Origin of the sequence: Streptomyces sp. NBC_00078 (assembly GCF_026343335.1) — a bacterium.
GTDB lineage: Bacteria > Actinomycetota > Actinomycetes > Streptomycetales > Streptomycetaceae > Streptomyces.
Genome location: NZ_JAPELX010000002.1, coordinates 37,148 through 59,655 on the forward strand (window position 1 = coordinate 37,148; position 22,508 = coordinate 59,655).

The window sequence follows — 22,508 nt, forward strand, 5'->3', positions numbered from 1 at the left end:
CGTGTGCCCTCCGGTGCCCGCTCGCCCCACCGGGCGCGCGGTACCCGCCCGCCCCGGCCTCCGCTTCTTCCTCCGCTCAAGAAAGTGAACCCCCATCATGACCGCTGGCAACCGAGACGTGCACACCTGGCTGACCGAGCGCGTGGCGACCTACCTGCGTCGTTCACCGGAGGACATCGACACGTCCGTGCCACTGGCCGACTACGGTCTGGACTCCCTGACGGCGCTGGCCATCACCGCCGACATCGAGGACGAGTTCGACGTGACCGTGGATGACGCCCTGACCTGGGACCACCCGACGGTGGACGCGCTGGGCGAGGCCCTGGCCGAACTGGTCGGCGGGCAGCTCGCGGCAGCGGACACGAGCGAGAAGCAGGCCTGACGATGAACACTGCGCTCCCTCTCACGGCGGCCCAGCAAGGGGTGTGGGTAGCCCAGCGCCTCGCCCCCGACAGCCCCGTGTACACCTGCGGCATCTACTACGACGTCCCCGGTCCCGTGGACCGCGCCCTGCTCACCCGCGCGGTCGAGCGGGCCGTGGCCGAGACCGAGGCGGTGAGGGTCCGCTTCCACGCGGACGGAGAAACGGACGGAGAAACGGACGCCGAAACGGTCCGGCAGACCGTCGACCCGTCCATCACCGGGGAGTTGGAATACCTCGACCTGAGCGGCGAGGTCGATCCGGCCGCGGCTGCCCGCGCCTGGATCGACGGCGAGCAGGCCCGCCCCGTCCCGGTGACCGGCGACCGGCTCTTCCGGCACACCCTGCTGCGCCTCGGGCCCGACCGCCACTGGTTCCACTTCCGCTACCACCACATTCTCCTCGACGGCTACGGGCAGGTCCTGCACTGCCGCCGCGTGCTGGAGCTCTACACGGCCCTCGCCGCGGGCGAGGAGCCGCCCACGAGCGGCTTCGGCAACTTGAGCGAGGTCCTGGCCGAGGAGAACGCCTACCTCGGCTCCGCCCGCCACGAGCGCGACGGCGCCTACTGGCAGCGGGAGTTCGCCGACCTGCCGGACTCCACCGAGCTGGGCTCGGGAGCCACTGGACTCGCGCCCAGCCTGCCCGGCGCCCGTCTGCGGCTGCCCGAGGAGACCGCCCTGCGCGTGCGCGGGCTCACCGGGTCCCGCTGGTCCCTCCCGGTGATCGCCGCCATGGCCGCCCACACCCACCGCGTCACCGGCGCCCACGACGTCCTCGTCCGCGTGTTCATGGCCGCCCGGCTCAGCCCGCAGGCCCTGGCGACACCCGCGATGCTCGTCAACGACGTCCCGCTGCGCATCCCGGTCGACGGTGCGACGACCTTCACCGAACTGCTCGACCGGGTCGCCGCCCGTCTGACCGAGGCGACCCGGCACCAGCGCTACCCGCACGACGAACTCCGCCGCGACCTCTCCGCCACGGCTCACCCGGGCAGCCTGAGCGGCCCGTCCGTGAACGTCCTCTCCTTCGCCGCCGCCCGCCTGCCCTTCGGGCCCGTCCGGGCCGAGGCGCACCAGCTGGCCTCCGGCCCGGTCCGCGACCTCGCCCTGCACGCGTACGGCGACCCCGAGGCCGGCGACGGCATCGAACTCACCGTCAACGCCCACCGTGGCCGCTTCACTCCCGACACGGCCGCCGCCCACCGCGACCGCTACGCCCGCCTCCTCACCACCGCCACCGAGCACCCCGAGCTGCCCATCGGCGCCCTCGACCTGCTCGACGAGACGGAACGGGAGCGTTTCCGCACCCTCAACGGCACCGGGCGTACGGCTGACGCCCGCTCGCTGGTAGAGCTGTTCGAGGCGCAGGACCCGACCGCCGAGGCCGTCGTCTTCGAGGGCGAGCGGCTGACGTACGGAGAACTCGGCTCCCGCGTGAACCGTCTCGCGCACGCCCTGCGCGGGCGGGGCGTGGGTCCCGAGTCGCGGGTTGCGGTGAAGCTGCCCCGTTCGCTCGATCTGATCGTCGCGCTGTGGGCGGTGCTGAAGACCGGCGCCGCGTACGTGCCCGTGGACACCGGCTACCCGGCCGACCGCATCGCGTTCGTCCTCGCCGACTCCCGTACGTCGTTCGTGATCGACGAGGAGAACGTACTCACCCTCGGCGAGGGCGAGCCCGAGACCCACCCCGGCGTCGCCCCGCGGGGGGACCACGCCGCGTACGTCATCCACACCTCCGGTACCACGGGTCGCCCCAAGGGCACCGTCGTCACCCACGCCGGCATCTCCAACATGCTCGCGTGGATGCAGGAGGAGTACCGGCTCACCCCGGCGGACCGGGTCGTACACAAGACGCCGGTCGGGTTCGACGTGTCGGTGTGGGAGGTGTTCTGGACCCTCACCCGGGGCGCGACCCTCGTCGTCGCCCGCCCCGACGGTCACCGCGACCCGGCCTACCTGGCCCGCCTGGTCCGCGACGAGCGGGTCACGGTCATCCACTTCGTCCCGGCGATGCTCGGCCCGTTCCTCGACGAGTACGTTCCCGTCCACTCCCTCCGCATGGTCAGCTGCGGCGGCGAAGCCCTGCCCGCCGGGCTCGCCGAGCGCTTCCACCGCGAGTGCGGCGCCCAGCTCCACAACTCCTACGGCCCCACCGAGTTCTCGGTCACCGCGACCTCCCACGCCTGTTCCCCCGGCGAGCCCGTCACGATCGGCACACCCACCCGCAACTCCCGTGCCTACGTGCTGGACCCGGCCCTGCAACCGGTGCCGGACGGCGTCACCGGCGAGTTGTATCTCGCGGGCGTCCAGCTCGCCCGCGGCTACTTCGACCGGCCCGGCCCGACGGCCGAGCGGTTCGTGGCCGACCCCCACGGCCCGGCCGGCACCCGCATGTACCGCACCGGCGACCTGGTGCGCCCACGGGCCGAGGGAGACCTGGAGTTCGTCGGACGCGCCGACGACCAGATCAAGATCAACGGCCAGCGGGTCGAGCCCGCCGAGGTGGAGGCCGCCCTGGCCTCGGTGCCCGGCGTCGAACAGGCCGTGGTCCTCGTCCACGACTCCGCAGCGGGGGCCCGGCAGCTCGTCGGCTATGTGACGGGCACCCCGCAGACCGACCCCCGGGCCCACTCGGCGACCCTGCTCCCCGCCCACATGGTGCCCGTCAGTGTGCACGTCCTGCCGTCGATCCCGGTCACCGCCAACGGCAAGGTCGACCGCCGGGCCCTGCCGGCCCCGGTTCTGCCGGTCAGCGGACGCGCACCCGGCACCACCGCCGAGCACACCCTGCGCGGCCTCGCCGCCGACCTGCTGGGCCACCCCGGCCTGGGCGTGGACGACGACCTGTTCGTTCGCGGGGCGGACAGCATCCACGCCATCCAGCTCGTCAGCCGTGCCCGACGCCAGGGCCTGCACCTCACCCCCCAGGACGTCTTCGACCACCCGACCGTCGCCCGCCTCGCCACCGTGGCGAGGACGGCACCGGCGGACGCGCCCGTCGCGGACGACCCGGTCGGCGAGCTCCCCGAGACACCGATGGCCCGGCGCCTGGCCGCGCGGGGCGGCCCCACCGCCGGTTTCGCCCAGTCCGTCCTCCTCACCGCCGAGCCCGGACTGTCGTACGACCGCCTGGGCGCGGCCCTGCAACTCGTCCTCGACCGGCACGACGCCCTGCGCATGCGAGGCCGGCACATTCGCCCGGTGGGTGCCCTACGGGCCGAGGACTGCCTGACCCGTGCGCAGGACGAGGACGTGGCCGCGCACAAGGAGGCCGCCCGCCGCGCCCTGTCACCCGACGACGGTGTGATGGTCCGGGCCGTGTGGTTCGAGTCCGGCCGGCTGCTCCTCGTCCTCCACCACTTGGTCGTCGACGGGGTGTCCTGGCGCATCCTGCTGACCGACCTCGCCGGGGCCCTCGCAGGCGCCGGCCTGTCCCCGGCCGGGACCTCGGTGCGCCGCTGGGCCGCCCACCTCCAGCCGCCCGCCGACGAACTCCCGCTGTGGACCGACCTGTTGTCCACCCCGGAACCCGTCCTCGGCACCCGTCCCCTCGACTCCGCCCAGGACGTCCACGGCACGGCCCGCTCGATCACCGTCACCGTCCCCGGGGACCTCACCGGCACCCTGCTGACCACACTGCCGGCCGCCTACCGGGCGAGCCCGGACGACATCCTCCTCGCCGCGCTCTCCACGGCCGTGCAACGCCACCGGGGCGAGGGGCCGGTCCTGGTCGACCTTGAGGGCCACGGCCGCGACCACCTCCCCGACGGCATGGACCTGTCCACCACCGTCGGCTGGTTCACCCGCATCCACCCGGTCCGCCTGGGCCCCGGCACCGAGACCGGCCCCGCCCTGATCAAGCGCGTCAAGGAGGAGCTCCGCTCCATCCCGCACGGCGGCCGGGGCCATGACCTGCTCCGCGACCGCCTCACCGGTCTGCCCGCACCCCAGATCTGTTTCAACTACCTCGGCCGCCTGGACGCGCAGGACCTGGGCGGCTGGCGCCTCGCCGACGACACGACGGCCGTGGAACTGCTCGCCGACGACGGCCTCGCGCTCACCCACGCCCTGCAGATCGACGCCTACGTCCGTGACGGCGAACTCACCGCGGAGTGGACCTACCCCCCGGGCGTCCTCACGGAGGAAAACGTACGCGCCATCGCCGAGGCATGGACCGCAGCCCTCGCCGAACTCGCCCCGCACACGCGAGGCGGGCTCACCGTCTCCGACGTGCCCCTCGTGCGGATCACCCAGGAGGAACTGGACCGGTTCCGCGGCGCCACCGACGTCCTTCCGCTCTCCCCGCTCCAGGAGGGCCTGCTCTTCCTCGCGCTGTACGAGCCCGACGACCCCTACGTGGGCCAGCTCGTCCTGGAGATCGACGGCGGCTTCGACGCCGAGCGGATGAGGGCCGCCGCCACCGCCCTGCTGCAGCGCCACCCCAACCTGCGCGCGGCTTTCCGCAGCCGCTCGGCGGACGCCCCCGTCCAGGTCGTCCCGGCCGAGGTCAAGGTTCCCTGGGAGGACCCTGACGAGGACGACCTGGAGGCGTTCCTCGCCCGTGACCGCGCTCGCGGCTTCAGCGTCGTCCGGCCGCCGCTGCTGCGCTTCACCGCGCTCGGCGACCGCCTGGTGCTGACCCACCATCACCTGCTGCTGGACGGCTGGTCGCTGCCGCTGCTGGTGCGTGAGCTGTTCAGCCTGTACGGCGGCGCCGGCCTCCCGCCGGCCGCACCGTACCGCGACTACCTGGCCTGGCAGGGCGGACAGGACCACGAGGCCTGCGCCGAGGCGTGGCGCCGGCACCTCACCGGCCTGGCCGCGCCCACCCTGCTCGCTCCCGCCGACCGCACCTCCGACGGGCACGACGTCCACGAGGTGGTCCTGTCCGAGGCGCTGACCGACGCCCTGTCTGCGACGGCCCGTGCGCACCGGCTCACCCTCAACACCGTCGTACAGGGGCTGTGGGCGCTGTTGCTGAGCGGCTTCACCGACCGCGACGACGTCGTGTTCGGCGCCACCGTCTCCGGGCGCCCGCCCGAGCTGCCCGGCGCGGAGTCGATGGTCGGGCTGTTCGTCAACACCCTGCCCGTCCGTGTGCGGATCGACCCGGACGAGCCACTGGCCGCCCTGCTGGCCCGGATCCAGCACGAGCAGCGTTCGCTCGACGCCCACCAGTACGCCTCCCTGGCGGAGCTGACGCGCGCGTCCGGCTTCGACGCGCTGTTCGACACCATCGTCGCCTTCGAGAACTACCCGATGGACGACGGCGTCGAGGCGGGCGGACTGCGCCTCGCCCACGCCGAACTCGTCGAGCGCACCCACTACCCGGTCAGTCTGTCCGTGTTCCCCGGGGAGCGGCTGCGGCTGAGGTTCTCGTACCTGGCCGGTGTCTTCGAGGCGACGGCCGTCGCACGCCTCGCCGGCGTCCTGGCGGACCTGATGGCCGGCGCGGCGGCCGGACTCGACGTGCGAGCCGGTGAGTTGACCGCGGTGGGCGAAGAGGACCGGTTGCTGGTCACCGGCGTCCGTGCGGCCGGTGCTCCCGCGAAGAGCGCTCCCACCGCCGGGGGCGGCGAGCCCCGCTCGCCCGAGGAGCGCACGCTGTGCGCCATCGTCGCCGACGTCCTCGGCGTCGAACGGGTCGGCAGGGACGACGAGTTCTTCGCGCTGGGCGGCACCTCCATCCTGATGATCCGCCTCGTCCACCGGGTACGCGACGAGTTCGGCGTCGACCTGTCCCTACGGGACGTCTTCGCCGGCCCGACGGTCGCCGGTGTCGCCGAACGGCTGACCCACCTCGCCCCGCAGGCCAAGCGCGTCACGGCGGAGGAGCGGCCCGCACGGGTCCCGTTGTCGTTCGCCCAGGAGCGCATGTGGTTCCTGCAGCGGCTCCAGGGGACCTCCGGCACGTACAACATCCCGCTCGCCATCCGGCTGACCGGCAGCCTCGACGTGGACGCCCTGGGCGGCGCGCTGGCCGACCTCGTCGCCCGCCACGAGGCGCTGCGCACGGTCTACCCGGAGGACGCCGAGGGCCCCCACCAGGTCGTCCTGCCGCCCGAGACGCCCTACCGCACGGAGTTCGTACGGGACGCGGCTCCCGACCTCGCCGCCGACGCGGGCCGCCCCTTCGACCTGACGTGCGACGTTCCCCTGCGGACAACGCTCTACGAGACCGGGCCCGACACCCACGTCCTGCTGCTGGTCGTGCATCACATCGCCGCGGACGGCGCCTCCCTGCGCCCGATGGCGGAGGACATCACCGCCGCTTACCGCGCCCGGACGCTCGGCGACGCGCCCGGCTTCCCCGAACTGACCGTCCAGTACCCGGACTTCGCGATCTGGCAGCGGAAGACGCTCGCCGCGGACCTGCCTCGCCAGATCGGCTACTGGAAGGAGCGCCTCGACGGCCTCCCGCCCGAGGTCACCTTCCCCGGCGACCGGCCGCGCCCGGCGGTGGCCACACACCGCGGCGACCACGTGGAGTTCAGCGTGGACCCGGAGCTGTACCAGCGAATGCTGGACCTGGCCGGCCGTACCCGTACGACCCCGTTCATGATCCTCCAGGCCGCGGTGTCGCTGCTGCTGACCCGGCTCGGCGCGGGGGAGGACATCCCGCTCGGCGGTGTGATCGCCGACCGGCCCGACTCGGTGCTCGACGACGTGGTCGGCGTGTTCATCAACACCCTCGTCTACCGCATGGACACCTCCGGCGACCCGAGCTTCGAGGAACTGCTGGGCCGGGTCCGTGAGACGGGCCTGGCCGCCTACGCGCACCAGGGTGTCCCCTTCGAACGCCTGGTGGAGGAGCTGAACCCCGAGCGCTCCCGCTCCCGGCACGCCTTCTTCCAGGTCATGCTGGCGTGGCTGGACCTCACCGAGGCCCGCTTCGACCTGCCCGGCGTCACGGCCGACCCCGGCCCGGTGACCAGCGGCACCGCCAAGTTCGACGTGCACTTCGACTGCCACGTCCACGAGGGCGGAGGCCTGCTGTGTCGCCTGGAGTACGCCACCGACCTGTACGACCGGCGGACGGCGCAGAGCTTCGCGTCCAGGTTCGTGCGCGTACTGGAGTGTGTCACCGCCGACCCCGGGCAGCGGCTGTCCGACGTGGACGTGCTCGGCGCCGGGGACCGCGCCCTGGTGCTGCACGGCTGGAACGACACCGCCGTGGCCCTTGACGACGGGCGGTCACTCGCAGAGCTGCTCGAAGCGCAGGATCCGGACGCCGAAGCCGTCTTCTTCGAGGGTGAGAGCGTCACCTACGGCGAGTTGAACACCCGGGTGAACCGGCTCGCGCACGCACTGCGCGGGCGGGGTGTGGGTCCCGAGTCGCGGGTCGCGGTGATGCTGCCGCGCTCGGTGGACCTGATCGTCGCGCTGTGGGCGGTGGTCAAGGCGGGCGCCGCTTACGTGCCGATCGACACCGGCTACCCGGACGACCGGATCGCGTACATCCTGGCTGACTCGGGCTCCCGGCTGCTGATCTGCGACCGGGACGTGGAGGGATTCGAGCGGATCGCACCCGATGCCGGGGGGCCAGGGCACAACCCGGGGGTGACGGCCCACGGCGGCAACGCCGCCTACGTCATCTACACCTCCGGCTCCACCGGCCGTCCCAAGGGCACGGTCAACACGTACGCGGGCATGGCGAACCGGCTGTGGTGGATGCAGCGCGACCACCGGCTCGGCGCCGGGGAGAAGGTGCTGCAGTCCACTCCGGTCAGCTTCGACGTGTCGGTGTGGGAGGTCTTCTGGACGCTGATGTACGGCGGCACCCTCGTCGTCGCCCGGCCCGACGGCCACCGCGACCCGCGGTACCTGGAGCGGCTGATGCGCGAGGAGTCCGTCGCGGTCGTGCACCTCAGCGCGTCCATGCTCGGCGCCTACCTGGCCGAGAGCCGGCTGCCGGACTGCGTTCGCCTGGTCGTCTCCGGTGACGAGGCGCTGCCGGCCGAACTGGTCCGCCGTTTCCACGACGGCTCCAGCGCCGTGCTCCTCAACGCCTACGGGCCCACCGAGGCCGCCGTCGACGTCACCGCGTGGGCCGCGCCGCCGGACACCGAGACCGTGCTGATCGGTGGCCCGGTCGCCAACACCCGCGCCTACGTGCTCGATACGGCGCTGGCCCCGGTCGCCCCCGGGGTGCCCGGGGAGCTGTACGTCGAGGGTGTCCAGCTGGCGCGCGGCTACCTGGACCGGCCCGGGCTCACGGCCGAGCGGTTCGTGGCGAGCCCGTACGGCCCGCCCGGCACCCGCATGTACCGCACCGGGGACGTGGCGCGCTGGACGGCCGACGGGGAGCTGGAGTACCTCGGCCGCGCCGACAACCAGGTCAAACTGCGCGGCTTCCGGGTCGAACTCGGCGAGATCGAGGACGCCCTGGCCGACCACCCGGCCGTCGCCCAGGCCGCCGCGGCGGTGCACGGGCAGCGGCTCGTCGGCTACATCGTCCCCGCCGCCCCGGACCTCCCGGTCGACGACGAGGCACTGCGCGACCGGCTCGCCGCCCGGTTGCCGGAATACATGGTCCCGGCCCAGATCGTCGAGCTGGAAGCCATGCCGATCACCCCGAACGGCAAGCTCGACCGCAAGGCGCTGCCGGTACCGGAACCGACGCATGCCTCGGGGCGCGGGCCGCGCACCCCGCAGGAGGAGATCCTGTGCGGGCTGTTCGCCGAGGTGCTCGGCACCCCCGAGGTCTCGGTCGACGACGACTTCTTCGCCCTCGGCGGCCACTCCTTGCTGGTGACCCGGCTGGCGAGCCGTGTCCGGGCCGCGCTGGACGTCGACATCGAGCTGTCGGTGCTCTTCGAGGCGACGACGGTGGCGAAGCTGTCGGCACGGCTGGGCGGTGCCTCGCCGCGCCGGCAGGGCGTGATCGCGCTCGACCGCACGGGGCGCCTGCCGCTGTCGTACGCCCAGGAACGGTTGTGGTTCCTGCACCGCTTCGAGGGACCGTCCCCGACGTACAACCTGCCCGTCGCGCTGCGGCTGTCCGGTGACCTGGACGTCGTGGCGCTCACCGCCGCCCTGGACGACCTGGCGCGGCGGCACGAGGCACTGCGCACGGTCTTCGCCGAGGACGCTCACGGCCCCCACCAGGTCGTGCTGCCCGCCGTGCCGCCGCTGACCGTCGTACCGGCCGACGAGGAGACGCTGGAAGACCGGCTCGCGCGGGCCGTCCGTGTTCCGTTCGATCTCACCGCCCAGCCCCCGCTGCGCGCCACCCTGTTCGATGTGGGCGCCGGCGAGCACGTGCTGTTGCTCGTCCTGCACCACATCGCCGGGGACGGCGCCTCCATGGCCCCTCTCGCCCGCGACCTCGCCACCGCCTACGCGGCCCGCGCGCGGGGCGAGGAGCCCGGCTGGCCCGCGCTTGCGGTCCAGTACGCCGACTTCGCGGTGTGGCAGCGGCGCGCGCTGGGCGAGGCCGACGACCCGGACAGCCCGCTGTCCCGGCAACTCCAGCACTGGCGGACCACGCTCACGGACCTGCCCGACCAGATGGAGCTGCCGTTCGACCGGCCCCGCCCCGCCGTGCCGACCCACCGTGGTGAGACGGTTCCCATCGCCGTGGGGCCGGAGGTCCACGCGGCCCTGGTCCGGCTCGCCCGGCAGCACCACACGACCGTCTTCATGGTCGTGCACGCCGCCCTGGCCGGCCTGCTGCACCGGCTCGGTGCGGGCGAGGACATCGTGATCGGCTCCCCGGTCGCGAACCGCACGGACGAGGCGCTGGCGCCGCTCGTCGGCTACTTCGCCAACAACCTGGTGCTGCGCACCGACCTGACCGGCGACCCCCGCTTCACGGAGGTGCTGCGCCGGGTACGGGCCGCCGACCTCGCCGCCTACGCCCACCAGGACGTGCCGTTCGAGCGGATCGTGGAGGCGGTCAACCCGGTGCGTTCCACCTCCCGGCACCCCCTGTTCCAGACCGGCCTGAACTTCAACAACGCCGACCAGCAGGCGGCGCTCGACCTCGCCGTCGACCTCCCCGGCCTGACCGCGCGGGTGCGGCCGGTCGCCTCGCCCGCCGCCAAGTTCGACCTGTCGTTCTTCCTCACCGAGCGGCCCGAGGGGGGAGTGAACGGGCTCCTGGAGTTCGCCACCGACCTGTTCGACCGGGACTCGGCCGAACGGATCGCGCGGCGCTTCACCCGTCTCCTCGCCGCCGTCACCGCGGAACCGGAGCGCCGGATCGGGGAGTTCGACGTCGTGGACGCCGACGAGCGGCGGCTGCTTCTCACCGAGTGGAACGCGACCGGCCACGAGGTTCCTCCGGGGACCCTCACCGACCTGGTCGAGGCCCAGGTCGCGCGTACGCCGCGGGGACCCGCGGTCGTGTTCGGCGACACCTCGCTGTCGTACGCCGAACTCGACGCCCGCGCGAACCGGCTGGCCCGGCACCTCATCGGCCTCGGCGCCGGTCCCGAGCGCTACGTCGCCGTGCTGCTGCCGGTGTCGCAGGACATCCCGGTGACCCTGCTGGGCGCCCTGAAGACCGGCGCCGGCTATCTGCCGCTCGACCCGGCGCACCCCGCCGACCGGCTCGCCTTCATGCTGGGCGACATCGCTCCGGCCGCGGTGGTCACCACACCGGAACTCGCCGGCACAGTAGGGGCGCTGACGGATGCTCCGGTCGTGGTGCACGGGGATCCGGCGATCACGGCGCAGCCGGCCGGCCCGGTCACCGGAGTGGTCCGGCGGCCCGGGCACGCCGCGTTCGTCATCTTCACCTCGGGCTCGACCGGGCGCCCCAAGGCCGTCGTCGTCGAGCACCGCTCGCTCGTCGCCTACCTGGCGTGGGCGACGGCCGAGTACGAGAGCCTGCGCCGGCGCGTCCTGGTGCACTCGCCGGTCTCCTTCGACCTCACCGCCACCGGCATGTTCGGCCCGCTGATCTCCGGCGGCACCGTGGAACTGGTCCGCTGGACTTCGAGCGGCCCCGACCCGGACGCCCACGTCACCCGGCCCGACTTCGTCAAGGCCACCCCCAGCCATCTGCACCTGCTCGGCGCGGTGCCCGAGGAGTACTCGCCGACCGGCGAGCTCGTCCTGGGCGGCGAGTCGCTGCTCGGCGACGTCCTGGACACCTGGCGCGCCCGGCACCCCGGGGTGACCGTGCTGAACGAGTACGGCCCGACCGAGACGACCGTCGGCTGCAGCCTGTTCCGCATCGGGCCCGGCGACGCCGTGCCGCCGGGGGTGATCACCATCGGCACCCCGGCCTGGAACACCCGGATGTACGTACTCGACGCCCTGCTCCGCCCGGCCCCGGTCGGCACCGCGGGCGAGCTGTACGTCGCCGGAGACCTGGTCACCCGCGGTTACCACGGCCGCCCCGGCCTGACCGCCGGACGCTTCGTCGCCGACCCCTACGGCCCGCCCGGGTCGCGGATGTACCGCACGGGTGACGTGGCGCGCTGGACGGCGGCCGGGCGGCTGGAGTTCGTCAGCCGCGTCGACGACCAGGTGAAGATACGTGGCTTCCGCATCGAACTCGGCGAGGTGGAGGCGGTGCTGACCGCCCAGCCGGGCATCACCGGCGCGGCCGTGGTGGTGCGCGAGGACCAGCCCGGCGACAAGCGGCTCGTCGCCTACGTGGTGCCGGAGCCCGGTGTTCGGGCCGAACCCGCGGCTTTGCGGGCCGCTGCCGCGGGAGCCTTGCTCGACTACATGGTCCCGGCCGCCTTCGTGTCGCTGGAGAGCCTGCCGTTCACGCCGAACGGCAAGATCGACCGCAGGGCCCTGCCCGCGCCGGACCACACCGAAGGGCAGCCCGGCAGGGCCCCGGCCGACGGCATCGAGCGGCAGGTGGCGGACCTCTTCGCCGCCGTCCTCGGCGTGAGCGAGGTCGGCACCGAGGAAAACTTCTTCCGGCTCGGCGGGCACTCCCTGCTCGTTGCCCAGCTGGTCAACCGGGTCCGGACCGACCTCGGCGCCGAGCTGTCCATCCGGGACGTCTTCGACCGGCCAACCGTCTCCGGGATCGCCGGCCTGCTGGCCACACGCACCGCGCAGAGCGAACGGCCCGCACTGGTCCGGCGCGAACGGCCGGCGCGGCTGCCGCTGTCGGCGGCACAGCGCCGTATGTGGTTCCTCGACCGGCTTGAGGGCCCGTCGCAGACGTACACCATCCCGGTCGTGCTCCACCTGACCGGCCCCCTCGACACCGACGCCCTGCGCGCCGCCTTCGGGGACCTGGCCCGGCGCCACGAGGTGCTGCGGACCGTGATCGCGGAGGATGCCGAGGGACCGCACCAGGTCGTCACCGACGGCGAACCACCCTTCGCGGTCGTGCCCTGCGAGCCGTCCGGCTTCGCCGACGCGGTCGCGAGCGCCGCCCGGGTCCCCTTCGCCCTGGACCGCGACCTCCCGGTGCGCGCCGTGTTGTTCAGCGACGGCGAGCGGAAGCACGCCCTGCTGCTGCTCATCCACCACATCGCGGGCGACGGCGCCTCCATGCGCCTCCTCGCCGACGGCCTGTCCACGGCCTACTCGGCCCGCCTCGACGGGCAGGCGCCCGACTGGTCGCCGCTGCCCGTCCAGTACGCCGACTACGCGCTGTGGCAGCAAGAACTCCCGGGCGGCCAGCTCGATTTCTGGACGGCCGAGCTGGCCGGGCTCCCCGAGCAGACCGAGCTGCCCACCGACCGGCCCCGGCCCGCGGCGATGTCGTACCGAGGCGGCACCGTCTCCTTCACCGTCCCCGCCGCCCTGCGGGAGAAGGCCGAGCGCCTGGGGCGGGAGCGGGACGCCAGCGCCTTCATGGTGGCGCACACCACCCTCGTCACCCTTCTGGCCCGTCTCGGCGCAGGAGACGACATCGTCGTCGGCAGCCCCGTCGAGGGCCGCCCGGACAGCGCCCTCAACGACCTCGTCGGGCTCTTCGCCAACACGCTGGTGCTGCGCGCCGACGCCTCCGGCAACCCGGCCTTCGCCGAACTGCTCGACCGGGTGCGGTCGGCCGACGTGGCGGCGTACGCGCACGCCGAAGTGCCGTTCGAGCAGCTGGTGGAGGAGCTGAACCCGCAGCGGTCCCGCTCCAGGCACCCGGTGTTCCAGGTCATGCTGACGTTCAATCAGGAGAGCACGCCCCCCACCCTGCCCGGCCTCGCGGTCACCCTGGCCGACGCGCCCGGCGACCGGGCCAAGTTCGACCTGTCGTTCACGCTGGCACCGAGCCCGGCGGGCGGCTGGGACGGCACCGTCGAATACGCCGCCGACCTGTTCGACCGGGCGACCGCCGAGCACGTGGCCGCGTGGTACACGCGTCTGCTGGACGCCGCCGTCGCCGACCCCCAACGCCCGATCCACGCCCTCGACCTGCTGACCGGCGCCGAACGAGACAACCTGCTCGTCCGGCGGCAGGGCGACACCGCGGGCGGCACGGACCGTACGCTGCCGGACCTGTTCGAGGCGCAGGTCGCCCGGACCCCCGACGCCGTCGCGGCCGTCTCCGACGGCACGACCCTGACGTACGACGAACTGAACCGCAGGGCCAACCGGCTCGCCCGGCACCTGGAGGCGCTCGGCGCCGGCCCGGAAAAGGCCGTCGCCGTCGTCCTGCCGCGGCGCGTCGACACCCTCGTCGTGCTGCTCGCCGTCCTGAAGGCAGGGGCTGCCTATCTGCCGATCGACCCGGCCAACCCGGCCGCCCGCGTCGACAGCCTGGCCTCCGACGCGGGCGCCCACCTGGTCGTCACCGAGAGCCTGCTCGCCGGCTGGGCGCCCGCTCTGGCCGCGTACGCCGACGGGGACCCGGGTGTGCCGGTGCACCCCCGGCAGGCCGCGTACCTGATCTACACCTCCGGCTCGACGGGCCGCCCCAAGGGCGTCGTCGTCGAACACGCTGCTCTGGCCGCCTATCTGAGCCGGGCCGCCGAGCTGTACCCGGCGGCCTCCGGCGAGGCTCTGGTGCACTCCTCGCTCGCCTTCGACATGCCGGTCACCACGCTGTTCGCGCCGCTGATCAGCGGCGGCCGGGTCCGGTTCGGCGACCTCGACGAGCACACCGACCGGCCGGACCTGCTCAAGGTCACCCCCAGTCATCTGAAGCTGCTGGAGACCCTGCCGGACCGGACCTCCGACGCCCGCAACCTGGTCATCGGCGGCGAGGCACTCGACGGTGAGCTGCTGCAGCGCTGGCGTGACCGGCACCCGGACGCCGTGGTCGTCAACGAGTACGGGCCGACCGAGGCGACCGTGGGCTGCGTCGTCCACGTAATCACCCCGGGCGACCACCTCGCCTCCGGCCCCGTGCCCATCGGACGACCCGTCGCGGGTGCCCGGGTGTATGTGCTGGACGGGTACCTGCGGCCCGTCCCCGACGGGGTGTGGGGCGAGCTGTACCTCGCGGGACCCCAGCTGGCCCGGGGCTACGCGGGCCGGGCGGGGCAGGGCGCCGAGCGGTTCGTGGCCGACCCGTTCGGTCCGGCGGGCAGCCGGATGTACCGGGTGGGTGACCGGGCCCGCTGGGGCCACGCCGGCGTGCTGGAGTTCGCCGGACGGGTCGACGACCAGGTCAAGATCCGCGGCTACCGCGTCGAACCCGGCGAGATCGAGGCCGCGTTGACCGCCCTCGACGAGGTCACCGCCGCGGCGGTGATCGCCCGCGAGGACCGGCCGGGCGACCTGCGGCTCGTCGCGTACCTCGTCCCCGCCGCGCGGCCGCTGCGCGTCGAGGTGGTCCGCACGGCGCTGGCGGACTCGCTGCCCGCGTATCTCGTCCCGTCGGCTTTCGTCGAGCTCGATGGGATCCCGCTGACCGCCAACGGAAAGCTGGACCGCGGGGCCCTGCCCGCACCGGAGTCCGGGCACGAGGGGGGACGCGGACCGCGCACCCCGCGCGAGGAGGTTCTGTGCGGGCTGTTCGCCGAGGTGCTCGGCGTGCCCGAGGTGTCGGTCGACGACGACTTCTTCGCGCTCGGCGGCCACTCCCTGCTGGCCACGGTGCTGGTGAACCGCGTCCGCACGGCACTGGGGGCCGGCGTCGAGTTGCGGCAGATCTTCGACGCCCCGACCGTCGCCGCGCTCGCCGAGGCGCTGCCGCCGGACAGCCCGTACGAGCCGCTCGTCGCCCAGCCGCGACCGGACCGGCTGCCGCTGTCCTTCGCCCAGGAACGGCTGTGGTTCCTGCACGCCCTCAACGGGCCGTCCGCCACCTACAACGTTCCCGTGGCGGTCCGCCTGACCGGCGACCTGGACGTGGCCGCGCTGCGTGCCGCGCTCGGTGATGTGATCGCGCGGCACGAGGTCCTGAGGACGGTGTTCGCCGATGACGCGGAGGGTCCGCGTCAGGTCGTCCTGCCGCTCGAGCAGGCCCGGCCGGAGCTGACCGTCGTGCGGACGACGCGCGACACCCTGACCGCCGCGGTGGCCGAGGCCGCGCACCACACGTTCGACCTCTCCACCACGCCCCCCTTCCGAGCCTCGGTGTTCCGGCTGTCGGCCGAGGAATCGGTGTTCCTGCTGCTGATGCACCACATCGCCACCGACGCGGTGTCGATGGCGCCGCTGGCACGTGATCTGTCCGAGGCCTATGCGGCGCGGCTCGCCGGCCGGCGGCCCGGCTGGGCGCCACTGCCCGTGCAGTACGCCGACTACGTGCTGTGGCAGCGGCGGACGCTGGGCGACGCGCAGGCGGACGACACGCCGGCCGGCCGGCAGCTGGCGTTCTGGAAGGAGACGCTGGCCGGGGCCCCGGAGGAGCTGGAGCTGCTCTTCGACCGGCCCCGTCCGCTCTCCCCGGCACAGGGAGGTTCGGCGGTCGGGCTGGAGATCTCACCCGAGCTGCACCGGCGGCTGGCCGAGGTGGCCCGGCGGTGTGGTACCACGGTCTTCATGGTCGTGCAGGCCGGACTCGGAGTGCTGCTCACCAGGCTCGGAGCGGGCACCGACCTGCCGATCGGCACGCCGGTCGCCGGCCGCACCGACGAGGCACTGGAAGACCTGGTCGGGTTCTTCGTCAACACCCTGGTCCTGCGGGTGGACACCTCGGGCGACCCGCGTTTCACCGAACTGCTGGAGCGGGTCCGGCGCACGGACGTGGAGGCGTACGCGCACCAGGACCTGCCGTTCGAGCGGCTGGTGGAGGCGCTGAACCCGTCCCGGTCGCCGGCACGGCATCCGCTGTTCCAGGTGATGCTGTCATTCCACAACCAGGCCGGGGCCACGCCGGCCCTGCCGGGGCTGGGCGTGGAGGCGGCCGAGGTCGCGTTCGCTTCGGCCAAGTTCGACCTGTCGTTCAACCTGACGGAGCGGGTCGGGACGGACGGTGCGTTCGGCGGCATGGCGGGCGAGATCCAGTACGCGACTGCGCTGTTCGACGCGACGACCGTCGCGCACCTGGCCGAGCGGTTCGTGCGGGTCCTGGAACAGGCTGTCGCCGAGCCGGACACTCCGGTCGGCGCGTTCGACGTGCTGCTGCCCGGCGAACGCGCTCTGGTCCTGGAGGAATGGAACGACACCGCCGCGCCGGACGCGGGGCCGTCGCTGGTGGAACTGTTCGAGGCGCAAGCAGCCCGGACCCCGGACGCCGAGGCCGTCGTCTTCGAACGCGAGCGCCTCACCTACGGGGAGCTGAACGCGCGGGTGAACCGGCTGGCGCGGGCACTGCGCCGCCGGGGCGCGGGCCCCGAAACGCGGGTGGCGGTGCTGCTGCCGCGCTCGACGGACCTCATCGTGGCGCTGTGGGCGGTGGTCAAGGCAGGCGCCGCCTACGTCCCCGTCGACCCCGGCCACCCGGCCGAGCGGATCGCCTACACCCTCACCGACTCCGGCGCGGGGCTGCTGATCTCCGACCGGGATGTCGAGGGATTCGAGCGGATCGGTCCCGGCGCCGGGACCGACGAAGTGCCGGACAACCCCGCGGTCGCCGTCCACGGTGACAACGCGGCCTACCTCATGTACACGTCGGGCTCCACCGGCCGGCCCAAGGGCACCGTCGTCACCCGGGCCGGAATCGGCAACACCCTCGCCTGGATGCAGACCGACCACCACCTCACCCCTGACGACCGGGTGGTGCACAAGGCGCCGATCGGGTTCGACGTGTCGGTGCGGGAGATCTTCTGGCCCCTCACCCGCGGCGCGACCCTCGTCGTGGCCCGCCCGGACGGCCACCGCGACCCGGCCTACGTCGCCCGGCTGGTCCACGAAGAACGCGTCACCGTCATCTGCTTCGTGCCGGCCCTGCTCGGCCCGTTCCTGGACGGGTACCGGCCCACCGAGTCGCTGCGTCTGGTGCTGTGCGGCGGCGAGGCACTGCCCGCCGCCCTGGCCGCCCGCTTCCACCGCGAGTGCGGCGCCCGGCTCGTCAACTCCTACGGCCCGACCGAGTTCTCGGTGACCGCGACCTCCTGGGCCTGCGTTGCCGGCGAACCCGTGCGGATCGGCAGGCCCGGCGCCAGCACCCGCGCCTTCGTGCTGGACGCGTGGCTGTCTCCGGTGGCGCCGGGAGTGGCGGGCGAGTTGTACCTCGCGGGCGTCCAGACAGCGCGTGGCTATGCCTCCCGGCCCGGGCTGACCGCCGAGCGTTTCGTCGCCGACCCCTACGGACCGCCCGGATCCCGGATGTACCGGACCGGGGACATCGTGCGCCGGGCGCCGGACGGGGAGCTGGAGTTCCTCGGCCGCGCCGACGACCAGGTGAAGATGCGTGGCTTCCGGATCGAGCTGGGAGAGGTCGAGGGGGCCCTGGCTGACCATCCGGCGGTCACCGAGGCCGCCGCGGCCCTGCACGGGCAGCGGCTGGTGGGCTATGTCGTCGCCACCGGGGACCTCGACGACGAGGAGCTGCGGGCCCGGCTCGCCGGGCGGCTGCCCGACTACCTGGTTCCGGCGCAGCTGGTCCGGCTGGCGGCGCTGCCGCTGACGCCCAGTGGCAAGCTGGACCGCAAGGCCCTGCCGGCGCCCGGCACCGCTCCTTCCTCGGGCAGAGGGCCAAGGACGGCGCGGGAGGAGATCCTGTGCTCCCTGTTCGCCGAGGTACTGGGCCTGTCCGCCGTCTCGATCGACGACGACTTCTTCGACCGGGGCGGGCACTCCCTGCTGGTGGCCCGGCTGGCCAACCGGATCCGGACCGTGCTCGGGGTCGAGATCGAACTGTCGGTGCTGTTCGAGGCCTCCACCGTGGCGAGGCTCTCGACCTGGCTGGGATCGGCGCCCGCACGGCGCGCCGAGATCGTGGCCCTGCCGCGCGGCGAGCGCGTCCCGCTGTCGTACGCGCAGCAACGCCTGTGGTTCCTGCACCGCTTCGAAGGGCCGTCGGCTGCTTACAACATCCCGCACGTCCTGCGGCTGGGCGGCCCGCTGGACACCGCTGCGCTCTCGGCAGCGCTGACCGATGTCGTCACCCGGCACGAGATCCTGCGCACGGTGTTCGCCGAGGACGAGGACGGCGCGTACCAGGTCGTCCTCCCGTCCGACAGCGTCACGGTGGCACTGACGGTGCAGAGCACCGCCCCTGACGAACTCGACACCCGGCTCGCGGCCGCGGCCGCGTACGCGTTTGATCTCGCCACCGAGATTCCCGTGCGGGCCTGGGTCTTCCGGCAGGCGGCGGACGAAGCCGTACTGCTGCTGCTCGTCCACCACATCGCCGGCGACGCCGAATCCATGCACCCGTTCACCGCCGACCTGGCCGGCGCCTACCGCGCCCGCCTCGCGGGTGAACCGCCCCGGTGGGAGCCCCTGGAGATCCAGTACGCCGACTACGCACTGTGGCAGAACGGGGTACTCGGAGACGCCGACGACCTCGAAAGTCACAGCGGCAGGCAGCTGGACTACTGGCGGAGGACGCTTGAGGGCGTCCCCGAGGAGCTGAATCTGCCCACTGACCGGCCTCGCACGGCGTCCGCCGACAGCAGCGGGGCTGCGGTGCCCCTGGAACTCGGCCCGGAGCTGCACCAGCGGCTCACCGAGGTCGCCAAGACCCATGGCGCCACCGTGTTCATGACGCTGCAGGCGGGTCTCGCCACACTGCTCACCCGGCTCGGCGCGGGTACGGATCTGCCCATCGGTATCCCCGTCGCCGGCCGCGGCGACGAGGCACTGGACGGACTGGTCGGGTTCTTCCTCAACACCCTGGTCCTGCGGACCGACACCTCCGGCGACCCGAGCTTCACCGAACTCCTCGGCCGAATACGCCGTACCGACCTGGGCGCCTACGACCACCAGGAGCTGCCGTTCGAGCGGCTCGTGGAGGCCTTGAACCCCACCAGGTCCCCGGCCCGGCACCCGCTGTTCCAGGTGATGCTGTCGTTCCGCAACAACGCCGAGGTCAGGCTCGAACTCCCGGGTCTGACCGTGGAGCCCCTCCCGGCAGGTCTGCCCTCCGCCAAGTTCGACCTGTCGTTCAGCCTCACCGAGCAGGCGGACGCGCAGGGCGCCCCGGCCGGAGTGCGCGGCGAGATCCAGTACGCCACCGCGTTGTTCGACGAGGAGACCGTCGCCCGCCTCGGCGAGCGGCTGCTGCTCCTGCTGGACGGTGCGGTCCGCCGGCCCGAGACGCCCATCGGAGAGCTGGAGGTACTGCTGCCCGACGAGCGCCGTGCGCTGCTCGTCGACTGGAACGCCACCGCGGTCGAGGGACCACCGGCCACGCTCGCCTCGCTCTTCGAGCACACGGTCGTCACCCGCCCGGAAGCGGTCGCGGTCATCGCGGACGACACCCCGGTCACCTACAACGAACTCAACCGCCGCGCCAATCAGTTGGCACACCTGCTCATCGGCGAGGGGATCGGCCCGGAGTCCGTCGTGGCCCTGGCCCTGCCACGCTCGCTCGACCTGCTGGTCGCCGCGCACGCGGTGACCAAGGCGGGAGCCGCCTACACGCCCGTCGACCCGGACAACCCGCCACAGCGGACCGCCGGAATGCTCCAGGACGTGGGCGCGGCGGCGGTGCTCACCACGACCCGCCACGCCACCGCCCTCCCACCCTCAGCCCCCCTGATGGTGCTGGACGACCCGGCGACGACCGCCAGGATCGCGGCTGCCCGGGACACCGACCCGACCGACACCGACCGGGTCGCCCCGCTGCGGCAGGACAACGCCGCCTACGTCATGTTCACCTCCGGCTCGACCGGGCGGCCCAAGGGCGTGGTCGTCTCCCAGGCGTCGGTGGTCAATCACCTGCGGTGGCTGCAGCACGCGTACGGGCTGACGCCCGAGGACCGGGTGCTGCAGAAGACACCCATCGCCTTCACGGTGTCCGTCTGGGAACTGTTCTGGCCCTTCCACGCCGGGGCGACGACCGTCGTGGCCGACCCCGACGGGCACCGCGACCCCGACTACCTGGCCCGCACGATCGCCCGGCACTCCGTCACGACCGTGCACTTCGTGCCCTCGATGCTGGAAATCCTGCACGCACAGGGTCGCCGGGACGAGTTCGCGAGCCTGCGCCGGATTTTCGTCGGCGGCGAGGCCCTGTCCCGGGAGCTGTACGAGCGGTGCACGGCGGCCTGGGGCGTCCCGCTGCACTACAAGTACGGCTCCACCGAGGTGACCTGCGACGCGACCGTGTGGGACCCGCAGACCGAGCCCGGCGACCGGCCTCTGGTGACCATCGGCCGGCCGATCGACAACACCCGCGCCTACGTGCTCGACGCGGCCCTCAGGCCCGTACCGCCCGGCGTACCCGGCGAGCTGTACATCGCCGGCCACCAGGTCACCCGCGGTTACGCGGGCCAACCGGTGCTGACCGCCGAGCGGTTCGTGCCGAACCCGTACGAGACCGGCGCCCGGATGTACCGAACCGGCGACCTGGTCAAGTGGGACCGCGAGGGACGGCTGCACTTCGTCAGCCGCGCCGACCAGCAGCTGAAGGTCCGCGGCATCCGCGTCGAGCCGGGCGAGATCGAGGCAGCGCTCACAGATCAGCCGGGCGTGGGCCGGGCCGTGGTCGTGCTGCGTGACGAGACGCTCATCGCCTATGTCACCGGTGAGCCTGATGCGGACGACCTGCGACGCCGGCTCGCGTCCCGTCTGCCCGCCCACCTCGTACCGGCGTTCGTCGTACCGCTGCCGGAGCTGCCGTACAACTCCAACGGAAAGGTGGACCGCGCAGCCCTGCCCGCCCCGGACCGCAAGCCCACGGGGACCGGCCGTGCACCGGTCACGGAAGACGAGCGCCTCCTGGGCGAACTGTTCGCCGAAGCGCTCGGCCTGCCGGAGGTCGGGGTCGACGACGACTTCTTCGCCCTCGGCGGGCACTCCCTGCTGGCCACCCGGCTCATCACCCGCATCCAGCGCAGGCTGGACGTCCGGCTGACCGTACGCGCTCTGTTCGAGGCGCCCACCGTCGCAGCCCTGGCCGAACGCCTGCGGTCCGGGGACGAGGCGGAGCAGGATCCGCTGGCGATGCTGCTGCCGCTGCGCACGGGCGGCACCGGCACCCCCGTGTTCTGCATGCACCCCCTGGGCGGACTCAGCTGGGTCTACGCGAATCTCGCCCGCCACCTCGACAGCCGCCACCCGGTCTACGGCCTCCAGGCCGCCGGACTCGACGGCCGCGGCGAGGTGGCCGAGAGCATCCACGACATGGCCGCGCAGTATGTGGCCCGGATCCGTCAGGTACGGCCGCACGGCCCGTACCACCTGGTGGGATGGTCGTTCGGCGGACTCGTCACCCAGGAGATGGCGGTCCAGCTCCAAGAGGCGGGCGAGGAGGTCGAGCTGCTCATGCTGCTCGACACCTACCCGAGGGACCCGGACGGGTCCGAGCGCACCGAGGGGGAACTGCTCGACGGCGTGACCCCGCCGCAGGAGCTGGCGTCTCTCGCTCCGGCCCAGCTCGACGCGGTGAAGGCGGTGCTGGTGAACAACGACCGCATCGCCGCCCGCCACGCACCGCGCGTCTTCGCGGGTGAGCTCGTCTTCTGCCGCGCTCTGCGCCTGGAAGAAGGCGAGAGGCGACGCGAGCCGAACCTGTGGCGGCCCTACATCACCGGCCGTATCGACGTCCACCCGGTCGACGCCACCCACAACGGCATGCTCGCCGAACGTCCCGCCACGGACATCGGCCGCCTGCTGGCGGAACTGCTCCGCGCGGCCGGCTGACCGAGCCGACCGGACACACACCC

General features: G+C 73.2%; 2 protein-coding genes. Both read left to right on the forward strand.

What is annotated here, in order from left to right; all coding sequences use genetic code 11:
* Window positions 1-97 precede the first annotated feature (97 nt).
* Window positions 98-382, forward strand: a complete 285-nt coding sequence (locus tag OOK07_RS42430) for an acyl carrier protein (RefSeq protein ID WP_266802540.1) — start codon at window positions 98-100, stop codon at window positions 380-382.
* A 2-nt stretch (window positions 383-384) separates the two neighbouring features.
* A complete protein-coding gene (locus OOK07_RS42435; RefSeq protein ID WP_266802542.1) occupies window positions 385-22,485 on the forward strand; it encodes a non-ribosomal peptide synthase/polyketide synthase in 22,101 nt (7,366 codons plus the stop codon).
* Window positions 22,486-22,508: the final 23 nt, after the last annotated feature.

What these genes read in the sequence shown, in the direction of transcription:
- OOK07_RS42430 (WP_266802540.1), top strand. Translation starts at nt 98, where the DNA reads ATGACCGCTGGCAACCGAGACGTGCACACCTGGCTGACCGAGCGCGTG.
- OOK07_RS42435 (WP_266802542.1), top strand. Translation starts at nt 385, where the DNA reads ATGAACACTGCGCTCCCTCTCACGGCGGCCCAGCAAGGGGTGTGGGTA.